The 20249-nt window shown below is 41.4% G+C and carries 25 protein-coding genes; 11 read left to right on the forward strand and 14 right to left on the reverse strand.

What is annotated here, in order from left to right:
• The first annotated feature begins 44 nt into the window (after positions 1–44).
• Genes MHI58_RS15925 through MHI58_RS15935 form a run of 3 tightly spaced genes read left to right on the forward strand, consistent with a single transcriptional unit; the run spans position 45 to position 804 of the window.
• Entirely contained in the window at positions 45–182 is a 138-nt protein-coding gene (locus tag MHI58_RS15925) for a YuzL family protein (protein ID WP_008347049.1), read from the forward strand.
• Positions 183–192: 10 nt separating this feature from the next.
• Positions 193–444 (forward strand): hypothetical protein, encoded by a 252-nt coding sequence (locus MHI58_RS15930; RefSeq protein ID WP_060698253.1) that lies wholly within the window; start codon positions 193–195, stop codon positions 442–444.
• A 12-nt stretch (positions 445–456) separates the two neighbouring features.
• Entirely contained in the window at positions 457–804 is a 348-nt protein-coding gene (locus MHI58_RS15935; protein WP_007500333.1) for a spore coat protein, read from the forward strand.
• Positions 805–835: 31 nt separating this feature from the next.
• Here the strand turns inward: MHI58_RS15935 and MHI58_RS15940 are convergent, their stop codons facing one another.
• The 3 genes from MHI58_RS15940 to MHI58_RS15950 all read right to left on the reverse strand — a co-directional run bounded on the left by MHI58_RS15940 (position 836) and on the right by MHI58_RS15950 (position 2582).
• Positions 836–1087, reverse strand: a complete 252-nt coding sequence (locus MHI58_RS15940; RefSeq protein ID WP_017359282.1) for a YusU family protein — start codon at positions 1085–1087, stop codon at positions 836–838.
• A gap of 72 nt (positions 1088–1159) precedes the next feature.
• The gene (locus tag MHI58_RS15945; protein ID WP_008347057.1) at positions 1160–1990 is read right to left on the reverse strand and encodes an ABC transporter ATP-binding protein; all 831 of its coding nucleotides are present in this window, start codon (positions 1988–1990) and stop codon (positions 1160–1162) included.
• Positions 1991–2135: 145 nt separating this feature from the next.
• Positions 2136–2582 carry a YusW family protein gene (locus MHI58_RS15950; protein WP_268363618.1) on the reverse strand — a complete coding sequence of 149 codons (447 nt, stop codon included), beginning with the start codon at positions 2580–2582 and terminating at the stop codon, positions 2136–2138.
• A 113-nt stretch (positions 2583–2695) separates the two neighbouring features.
• Between MHI58_RS15950 and MHI58_RS15955 the strand changes: the two genes are divergently transcribed.
• On the forward strand, positions 2696–3538 hold the full coding sequence (locus tag MHI58_RS15955; protein WP_082708285.1) for an SDR family oxidoreductase: 843 nt from the start codon (positions 2696–2698) through the stop codon (positions 3536–3538).
• Positions 3539–3781: 243 nt separating this feature from the next.
• Here MHI58_RS15955 and MHI58_RS15960 read toward each other — a convergent pair whose 3' ends face one another.
• Positions 3782–5152, reverse strand: a complete 1371-nt coding sequence (locus MHI58_RS15960) for a S1C family serine protease (RefSeq protein WP_007500327.1) — start codon at positions 5150–5152, stop codon at positions 3782–3784.
• Positions 5153–5489: 337 nt separating this feature from the next.
• Between MHI58_RS15960 and MHI58_RS15965 the strand changes: the two genes are divergently transcribed.
• Both MHI58_RS15965 and MHI58_RS15970 read left to right on the forward strand, forming a co-directional pair.
• The gene (locus MHI58_RS15965; RefSeq protein ID WP_017359278.1) at positions 5490–6164 is read left to right on the forward strand and encodes a response regulator transcription factor; all 675 of its coding nucleotides are present in this window, start codon (positions 5490–5492) and stop codon (positions 6162–6164) included.
• The gene (locus tag MHI58_RS15970) at positions 6161–7492 is read left to right on the forward strand and encodes a HAMP domain-containing sensor histidine kinase (protein WP_017359277.1); all 1332 of its coding nucleotides are present in this window, start codon (positions 6161–6163) and stop codon (positions 7490–7492) included. The genes MHI58_RS15965 and MHI58_RS15970 overlap by 4 nt, the downstream gene beginning before the upstream one ends.
• 20 nt (positions 7493–7512) lie before the next feature.
• Here the strand turns inward: MHI58_RS15970 and spxO are convergent, their stop codons facing one another.
• Entirely contained in the window at positions 7513–7677 is a 165-nt protein-coding gene (spxO, locus tag MHI58_RS15975; protein WP_096881830.1) for an anti-adapter protein SpxO, read from the reverse strand.
• 192 nt (positions 7678–7869) lie between these two features.
• On the opposite strand from spxO, the gene MHI58_RS15980 reads away from it, so the two are divergent.
• The gene (locus MHI58_RS15980; protein WP_017359276.1) at positions 7870–8748 is read left to right on the forward strand and encodes a TetR/AcrR family transcriptional regulator; all 879 of its coding nucleotides are present in this window, start codon (positions 7870–7872) and stop codon (positions 8746–8748) included.
• Positions 8749–8861: 113 nt separating this feature from the next.
• On the opposite strand, the gene fumC is transcribed toward MHI58_RS15980, so the two are convergent.
• Together fumC and MHI58_RS15990 are read right to left on the reverse strand one after the other, a co-directional pair.
• Complete coding sequence (gene fumC, locus MHI58_RS15985; protein ID WP_008347076.1) at positions 8862–10256, reverse strand: class II fumarate hydratase; 1395 nt, start codon at positions 10254–10256, stop codon at positions 8862–8864.
• A gap of 87 nt (positions 10257–10343) precedes the next feature.
• Complete coding sequence (locus MHI58_RS15990; RefSeq protein WP_017359274.1) at positions 10344–10511, reverse strand: YvzF family protein; 168 nt, start codon at positions 10509–10511, stop codon at positions 10344–10346.
• Between the two features lie 113 nt (positions 10512–10624).
• Between MHI58_RS15990 and MHI58_RS15995 the strand changes: the two genes are divergently transcribed.
• The 4 genes from MHI58_RS15995 to MHI58_RS16010 are packed head-to-tail and all read left to right on the forward strand — an operon-like array spanning position 10625 to position 14654.
• Positions 10625–12049, forward strand: coding sequence for a spore germination protein (locus MHI58_RS15995; RefSeq protein ID WP_368004337.1), 1425 nt, complete (start codon positions 10625–10627; stop codon positions 12047–12049).
• Positions 12036–13130 (forward strand): endospore germination permease, encoded by a 1095-nt coding sequence (locus tag MHI58_RS16000; protein ID WP_008347081.1) that lies wholly within the window; start codon positions 12036–12038, stop codon positions 13128–13130. Before MHI58_RS15995 ends, MHI58_RS16000 begins: the two co-directional genes overlap by 14 nt.
• Positions 13127–14248: a Ger(x)C family spore germination protein gene (locus tag MHI58_RS16005; RefSeq protein WP_368004338.1), complete on the forward strand. Its 1122-nt coding sequence runs from the start codon at positions 13127–13129 to the stop codon at positions 14246–14248. The genes MHI58_RS16000 and MHI58_RS16005 overlap by 4 nt, the downstream gene beginning before the upstream one ends.
• Before the next feature lie 37 nt (positions 14249–14285).
• The gene (locus tag MHI58_RS16010) at positions 14286–14654 is read left to right on the forward strand and encodes a hypothetical protein (RefSeq protein WP_007500307.1); all 369 of its coding nucleotides are present in this window, start codon (positions 14286–14288) and stop codon (positions 14652–14654) included.
• A gap of 42 nt (positions 14655–14696) precedes the next feature.
• On the opposite strand, the gene MHI58_RS16015 is transcribed toward MHI58_RS16010, so the two are convergent.
• The 7 genes from MHI58_RS16015 to MHI58_RS16045 all read right to left on the reverse strand — a co-directional run bounded on the left by MHI58_RS16015 (position 14697) and on the right by MHI58_RS16045 (position 20177).
• Positions 14697–15332 (reverse strand): response regulator transcription factor, encoded by a 636-nt coding sequence (locus MHI58_RS16015; RefSeq protein WP_007500305.1) that lies wholly within the window; start codon positions 15330–15332, stop codon positions 14697–14699.
• Complete coding sequence (gene liaS, locus MHI58_RS16020) at positions 15329–16393, reverse strand: two-component system sensor histidine kinase LiaS (RefSeq protein ID WP_007500303.1); 1065 nt, start codon at positions 16391–16393, stop codon at positions 15329–15331. Before liaS ends, MHI58_RS16015 begins: the two co-directional genes overlap by 4 nt.
• The gene (gene liaF / locus MHI58_RS16025) at positions 16390–17154 is read right to left on the reverse strand and encodes a cell wall-active antibiotics response protein LiaF (protein ID WP_007500301.1); all 765 of its coding nucleotides are present in this window, start codon (positions 17152–17154) and stop codon (positions 16390–16392) included. The genes liaS and liaF overlap by 4 nt, the downstream gene beginning before the upstream one ends.
• A gap of 30 nt (positions 17155–17184) precedes the next feature.
• Positions 17185–18054, reverse strand: coding sequence for a DUF4097 domain-containing protein (locus MHI58_RS16030; RefSeq protein ID WP_045034575.1), 870 nt, complete (start codon positions 18052–18054; stop codon positions 17185–17187).
• Between the two features lie 111 nt (positions 18055–18165).
• The gene (gene liaH, locus MHI58_RS16035) at positions 18166–18831 is read right to left on the reverse strand and encodes a stress responsive protein LiaH (protein ID WP_039168185.1); all 666 of its coding nucleotides are present in this window, start codon (positions 18829–18831) and stop codon (positions 18166–18168) included.
• A gap of 15 nt (positions 18832–18846) precedes the next feature.
• Positions 18847–19242, reverse strand: a complete 396-nt coding sequence (locus MHI58_RS16040; RefSeq protein ID WP_024719792.1) for a hypothetical protein — start codon at positions 19240–19242, stop codon at positions 18847–18849.
• Between the two features lie 368 nt (positions 19243–19610).
• Positions 19611–20177: a cob(I)yrinic acid a,c-diamide adenosyltransferase gene (locus MHI58_RS16045; protein WP_045034576.1), complete on the reverse strand. Its 567-nt coding sequence runs from the start codon at positions 20175–20177 to the stop codon at positions 19611–19613.
• Positions 20178–20249 lie beyond the last annotated feature (72 nt).

Genomic DNA, 20249 nt, shown 5'->3' on the forward strand with positions numbered 1-20249 from the left:
AATTAAAGACGAGGGGGAATTGTAAGAATGGAGGTGATGTCCACATGTCTCGTTTGCAAAAGAACCCATCAAAAGCAGGCGTAAGTGCTGCAAGTGTGAAAGGAAACGCAGGTCCATCACAAGAAGCAGACCTAGGCGGTAAAAAGACCAGTCAAAATCAGCAATATAAAAAGAAATCGTAAGGAGGAACACATCTTGAACAACCAGCAAATGAATATGCCCCCACAGGTAATTTCAGTAAAGGATTCCTTGTACCTAGAGGATATGCTGAACTGGAATTTGATCGCGATGAAAAAGGCCCACTTTATGGCCGAGCATTGTCAGGATCAAACATTGAAACAAGAACTCAATCAAGTTGGTCAAATGCACCATCAGCATTACACACAAATACTTCAACATTTAGGCAGCTCAGGGCAAGGCCAGTCTTCTGGCTTTATGCAATAGGAGGTAACAGACATGGAACAGCAAAACCAACAAAAAATCGGGAATCCACAAACGCCGGTTCCAACAACGACAAACATGAACGATCGCGACTTTGTCACAGACCTTTTGTCGACTGAAAAATATATGACAAGCGGATATAACACAGCGCTCAATGAATTCAGCCATGAATCTCTTTACCAAGATATTCAGCGAATTGCGCTAGAAACACAAAAAACGCAAAGACATTTATATGATGTCATGTTCAAATATGGCTGGTACTCTGTCGAAGCCGCTGACCAGCAGAAGCTCCAGCAGGCACATCAGAAGTTCCAGCAAACACTGACAGATCAATCACCGTACGGATCATCACCCATGTCATAAAGAAAAACTGCCAGCTCGTACTGGCAGTTTTTTAACGGTCTTTATTGGCACGATGAGCTTCATTTAATTGCTTGATCCGCTGAATCGTTTCTTTGATGTCTTCTTTTGCCTCTGGATACGTGTCATTAAAATGCTTGGCTAAAGGCGGCATGCTTTTGGCAATATGAGAATAGATGATCCACTGCGAGACATCTCTTTTCAGTTCCTCATTCGTTTCACCAAGCAGCAGCTCTGTATATTTATCAAGCAGGCCTTCGAGCTTTTCATCTAATTCATTTCCCATTTGTATTCCGCTCCTTTTTTCAGAAAAAAGCCTGACTCTGCGTGTAACAGATGTCAGGCTTTTCACATACGATTATCTTGCAGCAAGAAATGTCTCAGCTTGTGCCTGTTGGACAATACAGCGTCCTCTGCCGTGCGGAATACATAACGGTGTTCCGAATAAAGGATCTGTTGTTACTTGGCAGTTCATATCAAAGACATTTTTCACAAGATCACAGTTAATGACAGTTTCCGGTCTTCCTTCTGCATAAATTGACTTGTCTTTAATGGCCACAAGGTGATGCGCATATCTGCAAGCGAGATTGAGGTCATGCAGAACCATGACAATCGTGCGCTGCTCTTTTTCATTTAAATCAAAAAGAAGATCCAGGATTTCAATTTGGTGCGTCATGTCTAAATACGTTGTTGGCTCATCTAATAGAATAATATCCGTCTCCTGTGCCAATGTCATCGCAATCCATGCACGCTGCCTTTGTCCACCTGATAATGAATCAACCGTTCGATCAGCAAGGTCTTCCATCTTCGTTGACTTCAGTGCACGATTTACCGCTTCTTCATCTTGCTTTGACCATTGCTTCAGCCAATTTTGATAAGGATATCGCCCTTGCTTGACGAGTTGATGTACCGTTAATCCTTCTGGCGCTTCTGGCCCTTGCGGAAGAATGGCGAGCTGTTTCGCCACTTCCTTTGTTGGTAATTTGGCAATGGAATGACCTTCAAGCAGGACAGAACCACCCATTGGCTTCATGAGACGGGCCAAAGAGCGAAGTAGCGTGGATTTACCGCATCCATTGCTGCCAATAAATACTGTGATTTCACCCTTAGGGATCGATACATTTAGTTCGTCTATGATCATTGTTTCTCCGTAGCCTAAGCTTAAACCTTCAGTAGAAATGGCACTCATTCCGCTCAAACGCTCCTTTTCTCATCCAAATTTTTTATATTGAATATCGTCTATGTAGACGTCAAAGATCACTTATCTCAATTTAGTGTATCAGATTTAAGTGATCTTGAAAATCATTTTCAATTAAAAAATGAGAAAGTCTCGTTTACTTTTTCTTTTCGAATGCACGTTTTGTCCCATCTTCGAGCTTGATATCGACTCGTATCCGCTGATAATCATCATCTAAATTAAAAGCAGATAATAATTCATTGACATATGTTTCATTCAGCTTTGCACTAGGAATCGACATATCATTGAGCTTCATCTTCATTTCACGTAAAGCTTCTTCTCCTTCATAGCGTACACCATTCATATGATCTCGAATTAGTGCTTCTTCTCTTCCACCAGCTTGACGATAGGTAGCTTCATATAATTCGCTATTTTGTCCATATTGTACATGCAATTGCAAATGCTGAAATGGCAGTTCCTTCATTTGAACAGCTGACAGACTTTCAGCTTCTGCTTCATGTGGATGTTGTATTGGTTCGATTGAACGACAGCCAGACAGCATAAAGAACAGCACTCCTAGCAGTCCCGCCTTCTTCCAGCACATCATGTGTTTCCTCCTATTTCATAGCATCGTTTTTTATTCTTCTCCAAGCCCCTTTTCGTTATTCAATAAAACAGCAGACTATGGTAGATTAAAACAAAAAGGAGAACCGGATGATGAATAAAACAGCCATTGTGACTGGTGCCAACAGCGGTTTCGGAAAGCTCATCACACTGCGTCTTGCTCAGCAAGGGTACACTGTGATTGCTGGCGTAAGACAAGAAACCAATGCGAAAAAGCTTGCCGAAGAAGTAAAGAACGCCGCTTTATCCGAATCGATACATATTGAAGCATTAGATGTGACAAATACACAGTCCATTCAAGCATTTCAGAAAAGGCTTAATGCCTATGCTCCCATTCACCTGCTTGTGAACAATGCGGGAACGGCCTATGCTGGTTTTGCTGAAGAGGTGCCTGTTGATCAGTACCGAGAGCAATTTGAAGTGAATGTCTTTGGTGTGATGGAAATGACACAAGCAGTCCTTCCGTTGATGACGAGCGGTGCAAAAATATTCAATATGAGCAGTATCAGCGGACTCATGGGAATGCCCGCACTCTCTCCATATGTATCGTCAAAGTTTGCGCTAGAGGGCTATACAGAGAGTTTGCGAATTGAGCTGGCTGCGTTTGGCATTCAGGCCGCTTTGATTGAGCCGGGTTCTTTCCAAACGAACATTTGGAACACCTCCATGAATGAGCAAATGACACCACCCGCAGCAGGTTCTAAATACACAACTATTTATGAAAACATGATGTCCTATATAGAGACGCAAAAAAACAACTATGGTGATCCCGGCGAAGTTGCAGAGCTTGTGGTTTCGCTTGCAGAGAAGAAGCGGCTAAAGAAGCTAAGGTATCTTGTCGGGAAAGGTGTTCGGCTTTCATTCATAGCAAAGCAGCTCCTGCCTTGGAATGTATGGGAAAACATTATTTTACGGACACTATCTTCAAAAAAATAGGCACAAAAAAACAGGTGGATCTTTTATCCACCTGTCAGCGTGTAGACAACCCCTCGCATTCGTTGTCAGTCCTGCGCGCTGGTGCTCACGAATGTCAAATTCGCTCCGCGCCAGTACTCGTCCTTCCTAGACTGCAAAGGCTTTCTATCACGCTGAAAAAAGAAGACAAAGGGCTAAAATAAAGTTCATTTTAGCCCTTTGTCAACAATCTAACAGGTGGATCGTTTATCCACCTGTTTTCTTTTATTCGTTATCAGACTGCCCAAGGGTAATATCAAGATTTTTGTTCTTTCCATCACGAATGACAGTCATAGTCGTTTTATCGCCAATTTTTGTTTCTTTATAAAGGATTTCTTTCAGCTGTGAGCTGTTCGCTACATCTTTTCCTTTGAACTTGATGATGACATCTCCAGACTTCAAGCCTGCTTTTTGTGCAGGAGATCCTTTTGAAACATCTTTTACATAAATGCCTTTACCGATTTGTTTATCAAATAGGCCAAGTGTATTTTCCTGATACGTTTCAGGCACTTGCTCAAGGTCAATCATTTGTACGCCAAGATAAGGACGTTCGACTTTTCCATTTTTCAACAGCTGATCTACGATCGGTTTTACATCGTTACTTGGGATCGCAAATCCGAGTGATTCTACTCCGCTTTCGCTAATTTTCAAACTGTTGATGCCGATGACTTGACCGTCTGTATTGATCAGCGGACCGCCACTGTTTCCAGGGTTAATGGCTGCATCTGTTTGAAGCACATTCATCTCAACAGTTCCAGATGATGTATTGGCTTCAACGGTACGATCGAGACCACTAATAATCCCTTCTGTTACTGTACCAGAGAACTGCGCACCAAGCGGGTTCCCGATTGCGATGACTTTGTCTCCAGCACGAAGCTTAGAAGAATCTCCAAAACTTGCAACTTTATCAATGCCGTCAGCATTTATTTCCACGACAGCTAAATCTGTCATTACGTCACTGCCGACAAGCTTCGCATCTTTTGTTTTTCCATCGTATAGTGTGACCTTTAATTTATTGGCACCCTCGACTACATGGTTATTTGTGATAATGTATGCTTTTTTGCCATCTTTTTTGAAGATGACACCAGAACCCGTTCCAGCTTCTGCTTCAGTTGAATCACCGCTAAGACCGAACGAGTTTTGTGTAGATTGATAGTTTGAAACCCCTACAATCGTCGGCTCTAAATCTTCTACCATATCAGCAACATTCGTCGCATTGGTGATTTGTTTTGTTGAGAAATTTTCAGATGAAGCCGGTTCGCTTGATGCTGTTTGGGTTTGAGTGTTTGCCGCTGTATCTTGTGACTGCGGTAAAAGCGGTGTAATGCCAAGCACAAGACCGCCTCCAATAATCCCTCCAAGAATCGGACTTAGCCATGCAGCCTTTCGTTTTTTCTCCTTTTTAGACGAACGGTCATCAATCACTTGAGGAGACCCGTTTGTCACCCTCTCCTGAGAGGCAGATGCTTCGTTTTCATGATGGTGAAAAACGAGTTCTTTCTCTTTTTCTGGTTCTTCTATTTGTTTCTCATTCTCTTGATGTGCGTGTTCTTGATCATTCATCTTTTTCTCTTCATCTTCTCTTCGGAAATCCATCGCTTGCACTCCTTTGCATCATTTTCATGAAATGCTTCATTCATATGTCTAGACAGGACTCATGTCCTCTTAATGGCAATATCATTGAAAAATTCTTTATGACAATATGTCAAATTATATAATACTTATTCATAGAAAAAAAGCAAGGTGTGCACATTGGTGAAAAGCACCTATTCATTAGCCTTTTGTCTATGCCCTTTTTTCCCTTGAGCTTATCATAAACAAACATTATGGGATAATGATGAGAAGAATATGTGAAATTGTGAAAAAAGCGTGTGATTGTTGACATGCCGCCTTTGTATCCCGTTATAATGACGTTGAGAGGATGTGGAAGACTTTGTCGTACACCATTTATTTAGTTGAAGATGAGCAGAATTTAAATGAACTGTTAACCAAATATTTAGAGAGTGAAAATTGGAATGTGTCCTCTTTTTTAACCGGAGAAGCGGCACGCGAAGCAATGAACAAGCCCCCGCATCTATGGATTTTAGATATTATGCTGCCTGATACAGACGGCTACACACTCATTAAAGAAATCAAAGCAGCCTCGCCTGACGTACCGGTCATTTTTATTTCGGCACGTGATGCAGATATTGATCGTGTGCTTGGCTTAGAACTCGGGAGCAGTGATTATATTGCGAAACCCTTTCTTCCGCGCGAGCTGATCATCCGCGTGCAAAAGCTGCTGGAGCTTGTATATAAAAACAGTGACACACCGCAGCAAAGCGTCACACCCGTTTCTTCCTATATCATTCATGAGGACGTAAGAGAGGTGTATGAAGGAGATCAGCTGATTAACTTAACGTCTAAGGAATTTGATTTGCTGCTCTTATTTACCCATCATCAAGGACATGCCTTTTCCCGGGAAGATATCCTCGTCAAGATCTGGGGGCACGATTACTTCGGGACAGATCGTGTGGTCGATGATCTTGTCAGACGGCTGCGCAAAAAAATGCCTGACTTAAAAGTCGAGACCATTTATGGATTTGGCTATAGGATGCTAAAAGGATGAAGAACAAACCACTCGCTTTTCAAATTTGGGTTGTCATCTCTGGCATTTTACTCACCATCTCGATTGTCCTGATCATTTTATTTTCAAATACATTACGCAGCTTCTTTACGAATGAAATTTATAAAAACATCGAAAACGAGCAGCAAGTGTTAACAGAATACCCTCTGAATCGAGACGGCTCACCAAAGTCGACACCAGAAAACCGCTCGGTTCAGCACATTCTGATTCCGTCAGATGAATTAAATCAAATGGCTCAGTTTTTCCCGCATGCCTTTATTGAAAAAGTGCAGTCCTTTGTTAAAAAACAAAAAAGCGCAACAAAACGCTATTCTGAAGAAGTGAATGGTCAGCATATCTTTTTTGTGATCAAAAAAGTCTCAACAGGCAATACACAATATATTCTCTTGTCATATGCACCCGATTCTTATCGAGATGACTTGTCCTTTACACTGTTTAAACAGCTGATTTTCATCTTAGGAACGGTTATTTTACTAAGCTGGATTCCATCGATTTGGCTTGCCCGCTACTTATCACGTCCAATCGTCGCGTTTGAAAAGCACGTCAAGCGCATTGCACAAGAAGACTGGGACGATCCTGTGATTGTTGACCGGCAAGATGAAATTGGCAAACTGGGGCATACGATTGAAGAAATGAGACAAAAGCTCATTCAAAAGGATGAAACAGAACGAACGCTTTTGCAAAATATATCACACGACTTAAAAACACCTGTGATGGTCATCCGCGGTTATACGCAGTCTATTAAAGATGGAATTTTCCCTAAAGGAGATCTTGAACAAACGGTGGAAGTGATTGAAGGCGAAGCGGAAAAGCTTGAGAAGAAAATCAAAGATTTGCTGTATTTAACAAAGCTTGATTATTTATCAAAACAACATCCGGCGCATTCTCCCTTCCTTGTGAGTAATACAATGCTGGAAGTGGTTGACCGTTTACGCTGGTCGAAAAATGAATTGCAGTGGAACGTGGACTTAGATGATGAGGCTGCACTTGAAGGCGATCCAGAACAATGGAGCAAATTATTTGAAAATGTATTAGAAAATCAACTGCGTTACGCAAAAAGTAAAATTGATATTCATATGAAGCAGGAAGAGGATCAAATTCGCATCGTCATTCGTAATGATGGCCCTCCAATTGAAGAACACATGCTATCCAGCCTATACGAACCTTTTAGTAAGGGAAAAAAGGGCGAATTCGGCATTGGATTAAGCATTGTCAAACGAATTCTTTCAATGCATCAAGCGTCCATATCAATTGAAAATGATGAACTAGGTGTACGCTATACGATCACTGTTCCAAAGAAGAGGCTGTAGGTTTTACACCGCAGTCTTTTTTAGATGAATGAATACCCATTGAAATCACGGTATGTGGCTTTGATTTTCTTGCCAGCTTGATACATCCATTTCTTTTCAATGGTTGTCTCTTTCGGCATTTTGACTTTTTCTACTTGAATTCCTTTTGTTTTCAAGCGTCTAATCATATCATCAATTTCTCTCATGGAACATCATCCTTTCACATTTTTTGACCGGTTGGTCACCTTACTTTATAATATAAAGAATTACACTGTAAAAAACAAGTTACAATCTGATTAATTTTTGAAAAGTTTTGTCGTTTATGACCGATAAGTCACATCTCTTTGCGCACGTTTCCTAAGACATTTGTCTCTCGGTAAGAAAGGATGACATTCATATTGAAAAAGAAAGAAAAAATGATTATTGAGGCTGGTATGAAGTTATTTGCCAGCAAAGGCTATAATACAACGTCTGTTCAGGAAATTGCAGATGAATGCCACATGTCAAAGGGTGCGTTTTACCTTTATTTCAAATCGAAGGAAGCACTGCTTATTTCGATCTTGCATTACTATTACGATAAGGTATTTACCCGGATTCACGAGGTTCAAACAGAGGGCGGCACACCAAAAGAGGCCTACCGGAAACAGCTCACTGTCTATTACGATAATATTTTGCAGCAAAAAGATTTTATTAAAATGCAGCTAAGCGACAGGGCGCTCCCATTGAACGAAGAAACGCAGCAGCTCGCAAAGCAAATTCGACTTGCGACGATTCAGTTGCACATTGATAACATTAAGCAAGTGTATGGAGATGCAGCCATTCCTTATATGGCTGATCTATGTTTAACGATTGAGGGCATGAGTCACGTTTACTTTGAGCTTGCCATTTTATATGATTTTCAGCTCGAAGCAGAGGAGCTTGCCGCAACAATGATTCACCGTATCGATGATCTAATGGGCGGTATGATGAAGCGCAATGACCATCCACTCATTTCTGTGGACCAAGCAAGCGACTGGTTCGGCCCGATTTATGAACGATCATTTGACCCGCTCACAGAATCACTATTAAAAGAATTAAGAGAACTGGCAGAAGCACATTATGAAGTAAAAGACGAGCCAGATTTATTTGAAGCGCTTGGCATTTTAGAAAATGAGTTAAACAAACAAAAACCAAGACAAGTCATCGTCAAAGGCATGCTTTACCAATTGAAATTATACACACCACTTCAGCCGGTCTCAGGCTCCTTATTACGCATTCTAAAAGAAGATCATTTATAAAACCCAGGGCTTGGTTGCCCTGGGTTTATGATTGTGACAAACAATCAAACTTCTTTTCTGTGATTTCAGGGAGTTTCCATAAAAAAACCAGAGGCACAGAAGCCTCTGGTGTCTTATTTTGCTTTCGGTGTCACCATTTCTTCTGGTTTCACAAACTCTTCAAACTGCTCTTCTGTTAATAGTTCTAATTGAAGGGCAGCTTCTTTTAGTGTTAATCCTTCTTTGTGCGCAAGCTTCGCAATTTTCGCTGCATTTTCATATCCGATGTGCGGGTTGAGTGCCGTCACAAGCATCAATGAATTGTTTAGGTTTTTCTCGATCGTTTCTAGGTTTGGTTCAATTCCAATAGCACACTTGTCATGGAATGAGTTCATACCGTCAGCAAGCAATTCAACTGACTGCAGGAAGTTATAGATGATGACCGGCTTAAATACGTTCAGCTCGAAGTTTCCTTGGCTTGCGGCAAAACCGATTGTTGCATCATTCCCCATGATTTGTGCGGCAATCATTGTTAAAGCTTCACTTTGAGTTGGGTTGACTTTTCCTGGCATAATGGAGCTGCCTGGCTCATTTTCAGGAATGATCAATTCACCAATTCCGCAGCGAGGACCACTTGCAAGCCATCTCACATCATTGGCAATTTTCATTAAGTCAGCTGCAAGTGCTTTAAGCGCACCGTGTGCATATGTGATTTCATCATGACTTGTCAGCGCATGGAATTTGTTTGGTGAAGAATTGAACGTTTGACCTGTTAACTGGCTGATTTCTTCTGCCACGTATTTACCAAACTCAGGATGTGCGTTAATTCCCGTACCAACAGCTGTGCCGCCAATGGCAAGTTCTCTCATTTTTTCAGTAGATTCTAAAATCATTTCTTTTGAACGATCAAGCATGTACACCCAGCCGCTAATCTCTTGGCCCACTGTAAGAGGTGTTGCATCTTGCAAATGCGTACGGCCAATTTTCACGATCTCTTGGTATGCTTTTGCTTTCTCATCAAGAGTCGCTCTTAACTGGTCAATCGCAGGCAATAGCTTTTTGTACACAGCTAAAACAGCTGCCACGTGCATAGCCGTTGGGAATGTATCATTTGAGCTTTGGCTACGGTTAACATCGTCATTCGGGTGAATGCTGAATTCACTATTTTTATCTTTCAAGTAAGCAGTTGCTCTATTTGCAACGACTTCGTTCATGTTCATGTTACTTTGTGTTCCACTTCCTGTTTGCCATACAACAAGCGGGAAATGCTCGTCATATTTTCCACTGATGATGTCATCACATACAGCAGCAATCGCTTCTGCTTTTTCACTTTCTAAGTTGCCTAGACGTTCGTTCGCAATCGCTGTGCTACGTTTCAAAATTGCAAACGCATTCACAACTTCCTTTGGCATTTTCTCAGAACCGATTTTGAAATTTTCTTTGCTTCGTTGTGTTTGTGCACCCCAGAACTTGTCCTGTGGCACCTTGATTTCGCCCATTGTATCTTTTTCGATTCTAAATTCTGTCATTATGTATCCCTCCATAGCTTCATCACTCAACTCTATTCTATACAAAAAACGAAAATCCTTTAAGCGTTTTCAATTAAAATTTTATCTTTATTTTAATTTTAGTTCAATATAAACACGAACATCTTTGGAATATTTGTATTTTGGATTTGTTTTTCCGTAATCTTTTGACGTATAAGTCACCTCATAATGCTTGTCAAACGACTGTAGAATAAGGTCGATCTCCTCTTTTGTTCCTGCTAAACGAATTTGCGCCATCTTCTTTCCTCCAACACCGTGATTCTTTCATATACCACAAAATAATGTAACACAGAATATTGTTTTTTCAAGCAGGTAATGCTAAGAAAAAGAAATTGAGGTGGGTGATCCATTTGAATCAAACTCCATTGAAAGAGCACTTATACGATAATCTCTCTGTCATTCTCCCTCAGTTAAAGGACATGGATGATTTGATCCATGAGAAAAAAACATTGCCTCATGGACAGGTTGTCTACTATTTATACATTAAAGAAATGAACGAAGCGATGCAGATTCAAACCTTCTTAAAGCTGCTATTGCAAGATCATGCCTCTCTAACAAAAGAGAAGCTAGAATCCAATTTATCGATGATGACTACCCGTACGGTAAAAACCTCTGAAGAACTAGTAGATGCTATTTTTCAAGGACATTGTGTCGTACTGATTAATGGATTTCAGCACGCTTATATTTTAGAAACGCACGGAACGAAGAAACGCAGTTTAGGAGATGCTACGTCTGAAACCGTCGCAAGGGGGCCAAAAATTGGCTTCATTGAAGATATCAACACGAACTTAGCTCTCGTCAGACAACGTTTGAAAAACCCTGATCTCAAAACAGTTGACATGAAGATCGGCGAAAAGAAATACACCCAAGTATCGATCATGTACATTGACGGTATCGTTGAGCCCTCTGTTTTAAAAGAGGTAAAAAAGCGTCTCAAACAAGTCACCATTGATGATATTCAAGACTCAGGCGTTCTTGAGGAGCTCATTGAAGACAATGTGTATTCTCCTTTTCCGCAAATTCAAAACACAGAACGGCCTGATAAAGTCGCATCTGCTTTAAACAATGGGCGCGTCGCCATCTTTGTCGATCATTCGCCTTTTATCTTAATTGTGCCTGCTTCCCTCGCGACGATTATGCAGTCACCTGATGATTATTATGAAAGATGGATCGCCGCCTCTCTTATTCGTTTGCTACGTTTTACGTCCATCTTTCTCACATTGTTTTTATCAGCCATTTATATTGCCCTTGTGTCCTTCCATCAAGGTCTTTTGCCCACAACTTTAGCTATTTCCATCTCAAGCACACGAGAGAATGTCCCCTTTCCTCCTATTGTGGAAGCACTCATCATGGAAATGACCATTGAGCTGCTGCGAGAGGCTGGGTTAAGGCTTCCTAATCCACTTGGACAAACAATCGGACTTGTGGGCGGTGTTGTCATTGGGCAGGCAGCCGTACAAGCCCATATCGTCAGCTCCATTATGGTCATTATTGTCAGCGTCATTGCACTTGCATCCTTTACCTTTCCTCAATATGGAATGGGGATATCATTTCGTGTCCTTCGCTTTGTATCCATGTTTACTGCAGCTGCATTCGGTTTATATGGACTTGTCCTGTTTATGCTCGTCTTACTCACTCATTTGACAAGACAAAAAAGCTTTGGCACCCCATATTTTTCACCAGATTTTGTGTTCAGTTATAAAAATGAGGACAATTCCATCATCAGATTGCCTTTGAAAAATCAAAAGAAAGGGGAACGACATGGTCAATCATAAAGAGTCGATCACAAGCTATCAGGCAAGTGCCATTATCGCCAATACCACGCTAGGCGCAAGTATGATGATTCTGCCAAGATCAATGGCTCAAGCTGCGCCTACACCTGACGGCTGGATTGCACTCTTACTCATGAGTGTGATATACATTGTGTTCATTTTTGTCAATGTGCTCATGATGAAAAAGGTCTCCTTTTCTTCCTACTATGACTATACAAAAGAAGGACTTGGGAAATGGATTGGCTCACTTGCCAACCTGTTGATTATTATTTACTTTCTCGGCGTTGCCAGCTATGAAGTGCGAGCCATGTCTGAGATGGTGAAATTCTTTCTACTTCAAAACACACCTGTAGCCGTGACGATGATCAGCTTTATTTTGGTTGGTTTTTACCTTGTGATTGGAGGGATTGGTGATTTTGCCCGACTGTGCCCTTTTTTTCTGATTGTCACACTCATCATCTTATTTGTAGCCTACGGACTTAGTGTACAAGAGTTTAAGCTCGATAACCTACGGCCAGTTTTAGGAGAGGGCATTTCCCCTGTTTTCAATTCCTTGAATGCTTCGGCCATTTCGTTTGTCGGCATTGAAATGATGCTTTTCATGCCTGCCTATATGAATACGCAAAAACACACTTTTGCATATGGCTCCATCGGCTTTTTGATTCCTGCGATCATCTATATTTTCACCTATATTCTTGTGGTTGGTGCGCTCACGGTGAAAGAAACGGCGACTCTGACGTGGCCGACCATTGCCTTATTTCAATCATTTGATATTCAGGGGATTTTTATTGAACGGATTGAATCCTTTTTGCTGATTGTTTGGCTTGTCCAGCTTTATACGAGCTTTGTAGGATATACGTTTTTTGCTACGATAGGAGTCATCAAATTGACTAAATTCCCTAAAAAAATCGCGCTCGCCTTGATGGGCATTGTGATCTTCTTTGCCGCTCTTTTCCCAAAAGATGTTGATACGGTCCGAGACTATTTAACCTACGTAAACAACTTGTTCTTTCTTCTATTTGGTATACTCCCGTTTCTTTTATTTATCATCGTATTTTTCAAAAGGAGGCGGAAAACAGCATGAAAAAGAAAGCGGTTCTTGCGCTCTTCTCACTGATTCTATTATGCGGGTGCTGGGATAGTACAAATATCGAGGAGCTCAACATGGCAATTGGATTTGCTGTAGATAAAGGAGATGACGGACATAAATTGAAGCTGTCTATGCAGGTGCTCGTTCCACAAAAAATTGAGCAAGAATCAAGCGTGAAAGATCCGACGAAGATTATTGAGACAAGCGGTGATTCCATACACCAAATTTTTCGTACGACGGCCCTAAAAACACACCGCATTTTTGCTCAGCAGCTGAGGGTTTATTTGTTTTCTCAAGACCTTATCAATGAAAATAATTTCGATTTGGTCATCAATCAATTCATTCGGGACAATGAAACACGAAGAGGAAGCCTTGTCTTTATGGCTTCTGAGAAGCCTGGAGATATGTTGAAAATCAATGACGACGGGCAGCCTGCCGCTTCCACCTTATACGATATTTCTTCGAATACAAAAACGACCATTCGTATGTTCAAGCCCGTTTCCTTAGGAGATATTTCTTCTGCCATGCAAAACAACGTATCTTTTGCCATTCCTAAAGTCAGTGTCAGTCAGGGAAAATTAATGCTGGATGGTGCCTCGATTATTCAGAACAAACGATTTCTCACCAACATCTCTCCTTTAGCGGTGCAGTTCTACAACCTGCTGACTGGAGACGCTAAAGGCGGAGTGATTGAATTCCAATATGAACATAGCATTTATTCTTTTGAGATCTTTAAAATCAAACACAACATTGACACCCATAAAACAGCCAGTGGCAAATATGAATTTGATGTGTCAGTTGAACTCGATGGAAGATTGTCTGAAGATTGGAATGAACGAGAAAACGCATTTAATGAAAAATACCTCCAAGAAATTGAGAAAGTCGTGGCACATCGACTTGAGGAAAATGTGAAAGATTTTATCGGGGAATTACAGCATGAGATCAAAGCAGATATTTGTGGATTTTATCAAAAAGCGAGTATTGCCTATCCGAAGGAATTCCGAAAAGAAGCAAAACATTGGGATGACATTTTTAGTGAATCCGATATTCGTTACAAGGTAAATGTGAAAATCCGTGACTTCGGGACTAAGGGCGCAACACAATCCTTATAGAGTATGTTAAAATGGTAAGAAAAAAAGGGTGTCAATCATGAAACGAGCTTTACTTTCGGCCGGCATTCTATTTTTGATTCTAGGAATACTTCTGTTAGTCGTGGTATTCATGCAATCAAAAGAAGATTTCTTCATTGAAGCCGACAGCTTTTCAAGCACATTTTTGATCGTGATTTATTATGGACAAACCCCTGCGCTCCTTCTGATTGGAGGCGGTTTATTTGTTGGACTTTCACAGATCATTGATTTGCAAGAGAAAAAAGCGGCAGTGGCAAAGGAAAGCGTCAAACTGCTTTCCGAGATGAAGAAAACCCTGGAAGACAAATCGGCCGAGGAGCAGGAGGCTTTTCCAGTTCCTGAGCTCCATCAACTATCCGAACGTCCAATCACAGGACAGAAGGACTAATTTTGCGCATGTTCCAGCAGCTTTCATTTGAAAGCTGTTTTTTTATTGAATCAGCTTATGGCGATGTGCATACACGGCTGCTTGTGTGCGGTCTTCTACATCAAGCTTGGAAAGAATGTTGGTAATATGCGTCTTGACTGTTTTGATGGTAATAAACAATTCCTCAGCAATGACCTTATTCGATTTCCCATCGGCAATCAGCTTTAATATTTCCATTTCTCTTGCGGTTAACGAATCGTGCAAAATGGACCCATTTGATGAATGGCGGAGTTTGTTCATGACCTTTCCAGCTACTTTTGATTCAAGTCTTGGTTCGCCGATACTCGCAGACCTGATGGCATCAGCAATTTCTCCTGCTTTCGATGTTTTTAAAAGATAGCTTAATGCACCAGCCTCAATAACTGGATACACTTTATCATCATCAATAAAGCTCGTCAGTACAATAATCCGAGCATCCTCTATTTCCTGACAAATTCTTTTCGTTGCTTCGATGCCATCCATGCCTTCCATAACAAGGTCCATTAAAATCACGTCTGGCTTTAATTCAACCGCTAGTTCTACACCTTTTTGTCCATCTGACGCTTCACCGATGACTTCAATATCCGCCTGTGCCTCTAAAAAAGCAGCAAGACCCATTCTCACCATTTCGTGATCGTCAATTAAAAGCACTCGAATCATCGAACGTTCTCTCCTTTTCCTTCATCAAAAATGGGAACCTTCACATCAATTTGTGTGCCTTTTCCCTCAAATGACATAATCTCTGCGACACCGCCTACTTCACTTGTTCTTTCTCGTATCGATTCAAGTCCGTAGGAAGCAGTCTTCACATGATCTGTTTGAAAACCAATCCCGTTGTCGATAATTTTCAACTGAACTTGACGGTTCCGAATAAGCAGACGTACTGTCACCTTTGTCGCCTTTGCATGCCTAAACACATTAGAAAGGGCTTCTTGCACAATTCGGAACAGATGGTCCTCCACCCCTTTAGACAGCGGAGCATCATCTTCTATTTCCCAATCAATATCAATTGGCTGCTTTGCCTGAAATTCATTGAGTAGCTCAATCAAGCCTTTTTTCAAGTCTTTTCCTTCAAGGGTGATCGGTCTTAAATGCAGAAGGAGTGCACGCATCTCATTTTGTGCATCGCCAGCCATTCGTTCCACAAGACGCATTTGCTTTAAAATCTTTTCATCCTTTTCCTTCATCCCTTCAAGAATCGCAGACGTCATCATCGAAATGGCGAATAGCTGCTGGCTGACTGCATCATGCAGCTCACGCGCTAGACGCTGACGCTCTTCTGAGACAACCGATTTTTTCATTTGAACCTGCCATTCAGCTCGCTCATTTGAAAGCTTTTGTAAGGAGGCTACTTGCCCTTCCACTCGTTTCGCCATTTCATTTAATTGATCTGCCGCCAAACCAATTTCATCATCACCTAGAGAAGGCAGTCTATAGGCAAAATTCCCATTTTCAAACTTCAAAATCGACTCTACAAGCTGATCCAGCCGCTTCTTATGCTGATAGCCAAACACATGCCCCGCTGATACACCAATGGCGAGACTAATAATGAGTAAAATACAAAAAAACGGGATGCCGAACCACCGCGTAGACAGCAAAATCATGGGATCAAGCTGGTAATAAAAAAACATTGGGAGTGTCGTCATGATGACAACACCAAGCGAGATACCGACTGCAAGACGAACAGATTGCCACTGGATGCCTAAATGCAGTTTCCTCATAAGTACCTCACATCCACATCCCCAATCAGGAGAGAAATGGAGATTTTCACTTTTCGCTTGCTCTCATCATAATCATTTGTCATGACATACACTTTACTGCCGAACCCGCTTCTTTTTTCATCAATGATTTTCATATCACCAATCGCAGCCGAAGCACTCACACATACTTCAATATCCTGAGGTACATAAATATCGACATCTCCGATGAGCCCACTAATGACGATCGTGCTCTCTTCCTCAGCAATGATGGCCTTTGATAAGTCGATTTTGACATCGCCAATAAAACCTGAAATGGTCAAATCGCTTAATTGAAATGGTTTTTTCATCAGCCTGACTTCACCGATGAAGAAATCATGTTCTTTGCGCGGCTTTGTCTGGCTTTTTGTTTTCTTCTGATCGCCCTCTTTTTCAAGATTGACTTTCAGTGAAGGCTTTCCATCGTCTGATGATTCCTTTTTATCGACATCAAAAACAGGTTTGTTTTTCAATAAACGATAGCCCGCATAGATCAAAAAGGCAGCAAATAAATACCCAGTCAAACTAAACGTGATATTTAGTAGAAACTTCAAGAAGAGAAAGCCTGCAAAAATATAGGAAACCGAACCGAGCCAACGTTTAGATCGAGAGTGCAGCCAATAACCAGCTAGAGCAAAAAACACTGGCCAAAATAGGTCTGCCCCAATCCCAATAATTTTGAGAAAAAGATTTATACCGAAAATCACCACAATGATGCCTAAAATTTGATTTCTAGAAAAACGCAGTTGACTCGCCTCCTTCCTTTTTACGTTTGTTTACCGCAATTTTAAGTTTCCGCTTGTCATCTCAATATCGACTAAGTGTGTCCCTTTCCCATGCGTGCCTGTAAAACCTCGGCCTTCACTATCCGCTTGGTCAAAATCATACGAATGATCAATACGTCCACTCGTTTTTTTCACTTGGACTTTGAAATCTCCCTCATCTGGCAAGTTAAATTTCGCACTGCCTGATGTCATGTGAAAGTCGACTGGTGAATCAATTGTATCAAAGCTTGCTGTCAGCCTGCCGCTTGTCATGCCTAATTGCAGCTTTCCTTTTACATCTTGAATATCAGCACGACCAGAAGTGGCACCAATATCACTTTCCTTCGCATCAATATGAGACACTGAAAGTCTGCCAGAAGTCGCTTTGATTTCCACACGATTTGCTGAGAAGTTCTCAGCTGTGAGGTTTCCGCTCGTTGATTTGAGCGTCACATCTTGAAGAGACAGCTTTCCTTCGCCATTTACTTCGCTCACGCCGATTCCACCTGTTATTTTCACATCTTTATGATAATCTGTTGGAATTTTGACTAAGAGTTCTCCTTTTTCAAATGCAGAGAAAAACAAAAATCCTTTATTTTCAGCACGGACTTTGAATGTTCCGCCTGTTTGTTCCGCATACATTTTCCCTTTTCCATTCACAACCATCACAGAAATATCCGAACGATCTTCCGGCTTCACCTTGATGCGAAATCCAGAAAGAGAGATATCTAATTGTTCAACCTCATCCTTTTTCGCTGAAGCTGTTGTGACAGCTTTATCACGAGAAAAGCTCAAATGAAAGAGATCTCCATTTTTGAAAAGCATCCCAATCATCAAAAAAACACCAACAAGTATACAAATTAGACCAATGAACCGTTTCATTTATATCATCCCTTTATCCTTTGACCTTTTTATTATAAGGAAAAGCGAAACAGAAAGAAATCAAATAACGGAAGAAAAATCCTGTTTTTCTTCCGTTTTGACACATTTCCATTAGTTTGCCGGCTGTTTCTCAAGCTGCTTTGATCGCTTAAGCTTTTGCCATTCCTTTTCAACCTCATCAGCGTAATCAAGATGAGCATAAGCACCCTGATCGGCAAATTGTGCATAACTACCCGCTTTTGTCTCCATTTCCTCTATACGGTTCTCCATGCGTAGAAATTCTTTATAAGCACTTTCACTATCAACCTTATTCATAGATTCATTCATATGCTGCTTTGCCTGTGCGGCATTGGCTCTTGCAATCAGCGCTTGCTTCTTGTCTTTAACATCACGCAGCTTTGTTTCTAGATGCTGCAACTGTTCTTTCAGCTCTTTCAGCTGTTTAACAGATTGCTGATAGGCTTCTTGATATTCGTTGTGCTTTTCTTCAAAATACTTCATTTCAGTCAGTGCTTTCCGTGCAAGTTCTTCTTCTCCTGCATGAAACGCCAGCTCCGCCTGTTTCTTTCGCTTATCAGCAAATTCTTCTGTTTCTTCTGCTTTTCTCAAGAAACCTTGCTGAATGGTTTGCTGTTTAATGATCGCATGCTTCGCTTTGGCAATATCGTCCTCCATATCACGAACATATTGATTCAGCATGACACGCGGATTCTCCAATTTATCTAAGCCTTCATTGACTGTTGCAACAAACATATCACGTACTCTTCTTAATACCATTTCATATTCCTCCCTTTATTTTTTCTTTAAAAAGTCTTCCCATTCTTGATCAAATGACGTGTGCATAGATTCTTCCATGTTCGGTGCCGTGTTTGGCTCCATATATGTTGTTCTGCCGGATGATTCCTTTGCAGATTCACCATTGATCATCTTCCAACCAAAGTAGAGAAGTACTCCAGCAAATGCGATTCCGAGTAAAAATGGCAGTGACTGTGCGACGAGCAATACACCGATAATAGAGAGTATGACCCCTGTTGTTTTACTGCCTTTATCATATTTTTTGACACCTACATAAATGAGCCACGCCCCAATCAAAGTCGGGATCAGCCCGCCCAATGAACCACCAAAGAAGATGGATAAACCGATAAACATCAGGATTGAACCGATGATGGTTTTACTTGTGATTTTCATCTTCATGCCTCCTTTCTTGCTCCTTGCTTTAACTATAGTCAAAAAAGGAAGCCGACAAAACGTGTCGTAGATTGATCTTTGATTGCGACCAGAGTCGTAACATGGCTCAGACTGAGCGGTTGAATCTATAGAAAAAGCACTCTTCGACTAGAAGAGTGCTCAGATTATTGACAAAGGGCTAAAATGAACTTGATTTTAGCCCTTTGTCTTCTTTTCAGCGTGATAGAAAACCTTTGCAGTCTAGGAAGAACGAGTACTGGCGCGGAGCGAATTGGACATTCGTGAGCACCGGCACGCAGGACTGACAAAGAATGCGAGGGTTTGCCTACACGCTGAACACTCTTCGACTAGAAGAGTGCTTTTCCTCATTAAGAACGAAACACGTCTGCACTTCGTTCATATTCAACATCCGCTTCACCAAGCCGATGATTCACAATACGGGCGGCAGCAAATAAATAATCGGATAGACGGTTCACATATGTGAGCGTAACTGCTGGAATTTCCTCCTGCTTTGCGAGTGTCACAATATGCCGCTCGGCTCTCCTGACGACTGTTCGCGCTACATGTAAGAGGGCAGCACCTTCCTGGCCGCCAGGTAAAATAAATTTAGTCAGCGGCGCGGCTTCTTCTACATACACGTCCATTCGCTTTTCAAGGACTGTGACAGATTCTTCTTTTAACTTGCCTTCTTTCGGTGGTTTCACCGCTGCTAAATCACCGCCGCAGTCAAACAGTTCATGCTGAATGACCATCAGCTCAGATAGAATATCTTGAAACAATTCGCCATGCTGCCTTAAGTTTGCATGGGCTAGTCCAATCAAACTATTCGCCTCATCTAATGTACCGTACGCTTCTACTCTTGCGTCATCTTTATCAGCCCGCCCGCCAATCAAGCCTGTTTGACCTTGATCTCCGGTTTTTGTATAAAGTTTCATTGAGGTTCCCCCTTATCCATTGCTTGTTCCTTTTAGTATACCCTGAAGTGAACAGGATGTATTTGTTTTACT

The sequence above is a fragment of the Bacillus sp. FSL K6-2869 genome, assembly GCF_040869405.1.
Classification (GTDB): domain Bacteria; phylum Bacillota; class Bacilli; order Bacillales; family Bacillaceae; genus Bacillus; species Bacillus altitudinis.

Coding starts and splice junctions, on each gene's coding strand:
- MHI58_RS15970 (WP_017359277.1), top strand. CDS start 6,161: ATGAAGAACAAACCACTCGCTTTTCAAATTTGGGTTGTCATCTCTGGC.
- MHI58_RS16030 (WP_045034575.1), bottom strand. CDS start 18,054: ATGAAACGGTTCATTGGTCTAATTTGTATACTTGTTGGTGTTTTTTTG.
- MHI58_RS15950 (WP_268363618.1), bottom strand. CDS start 2,582: ATGTGCTGGAAGAAGGCGGGACTGCTAGGAGTGCTGTTCTTTATGCTG.
- MHI58_RS16000 (WP_008347081.1), top strand. CDS start 12,036: ATGGTCAATCATAAAGAGTCGATCACAAGCTATCAGGCAAGTGCCATT.
- MHI58_RS15960 (WP_007500327.1), bottom strand. CDS start 5,152: ATGGATTTCCGAAGAGAAGATGAAGAGAAAAAGATGAATGATCAAGAA.
- liaS (WP_007500303.1), bottom strand. CDS start 16,393: ATGAGGAAACTGCATTTAGGCATCCAGTGGCAATCTGTTCGTCTTGCA.
- MHI58_RS16010 (WP_007500307.1), top strand. CDS start 14,286: ATGAAACGAGCTTTACTTTCGGCCGGCATTCTATTTTTGATTCTAGGA.
- MHI58_RS16015 (WP_007500305.1), bottom strand. CDS start 15,332: ATGATTCGAGTGCTTTTAATTGACGATCACGAAATGGTGAGAATGGGT.
- MHI58_RS15925 (WP_008347049.1), top strand. CDS start 45: ATGTCTCGTTTGCAAAAGAACCCATCAAAAGCAGGCGTAAGTGCTGCA.
- MHI58_RS16005 (WP_368004338.1), top strand. CDS start 13,127: ATGAAAAAGAAAGCGGTTCTTGCGCTCTTCTCACTGATTCTATTATGC.
- MHI58_RS15945 (WP_008347057.1), bottom strand. CDS start 1,990: ATGAGTGCCATTTCTACTGAAGGTTTAAGCTTAGGCTACGGAGAAACA.
- MHI58_RS16040 (WP_024719792.1), bottom strand. CDS start 19,242: ATGAAAATCACAAGTAAAACCATCATCGGTTCAATCCTGATGTTTATC.
- fumC (WP_008347076.1), bottom strand. CDS start 10,256: ATGACAGAATTTAGAATCGAAAAAGATACAATGGGCGAAATCAAGGTG.
- MHI58_RS15940 (WP_017359282.1), bottom strand. CDS start 1,087: ATGGGAAATGAATTAGATGAAAAGCTCGAAGGCCTGCTTGATAAATAT.
- MHI58_RS15935 (WP_007500333.1), top strand. CDS start 457: ATGGAACAGCAAAACCAACAAAAAATCGGGAATCCACAAACGCCGGTT.
- MHI58_RS15990 (WP_017359274.1), bottom strand. CDS start 10,511: ATGGCGCAAATTCGTTTAGCAGGAACAAAAGAGGAGATCGACCTTATT.
- spxO (WP_096881830.1), bottom strand. CDS start 7,677: ATGAGAGAAATTGATGATATGATTAGACGCTTGAAAACAAAAGGAATT.
- MHI58_RS16045 (WP_045034576.1), bottom strand. CDS start 20,177: ATGAAACTTTATACAAAAACCGGAGATCAAGGTCAAACAGGCTTGATT.
- MHI58_RS15955 (WP_082708285.1), top strand. CDS start 2,696: ATGAATAAAACAGCCATTGTGACTGGTGCCAACAGCGGTTTCGGAAAG.
- liaH (WP_039168185.1), bottom strand. CDS start 18,831: ATGGTATTAAGAAGAGTACGTGATATGTTTGTTGCAACAGTCAATGAA.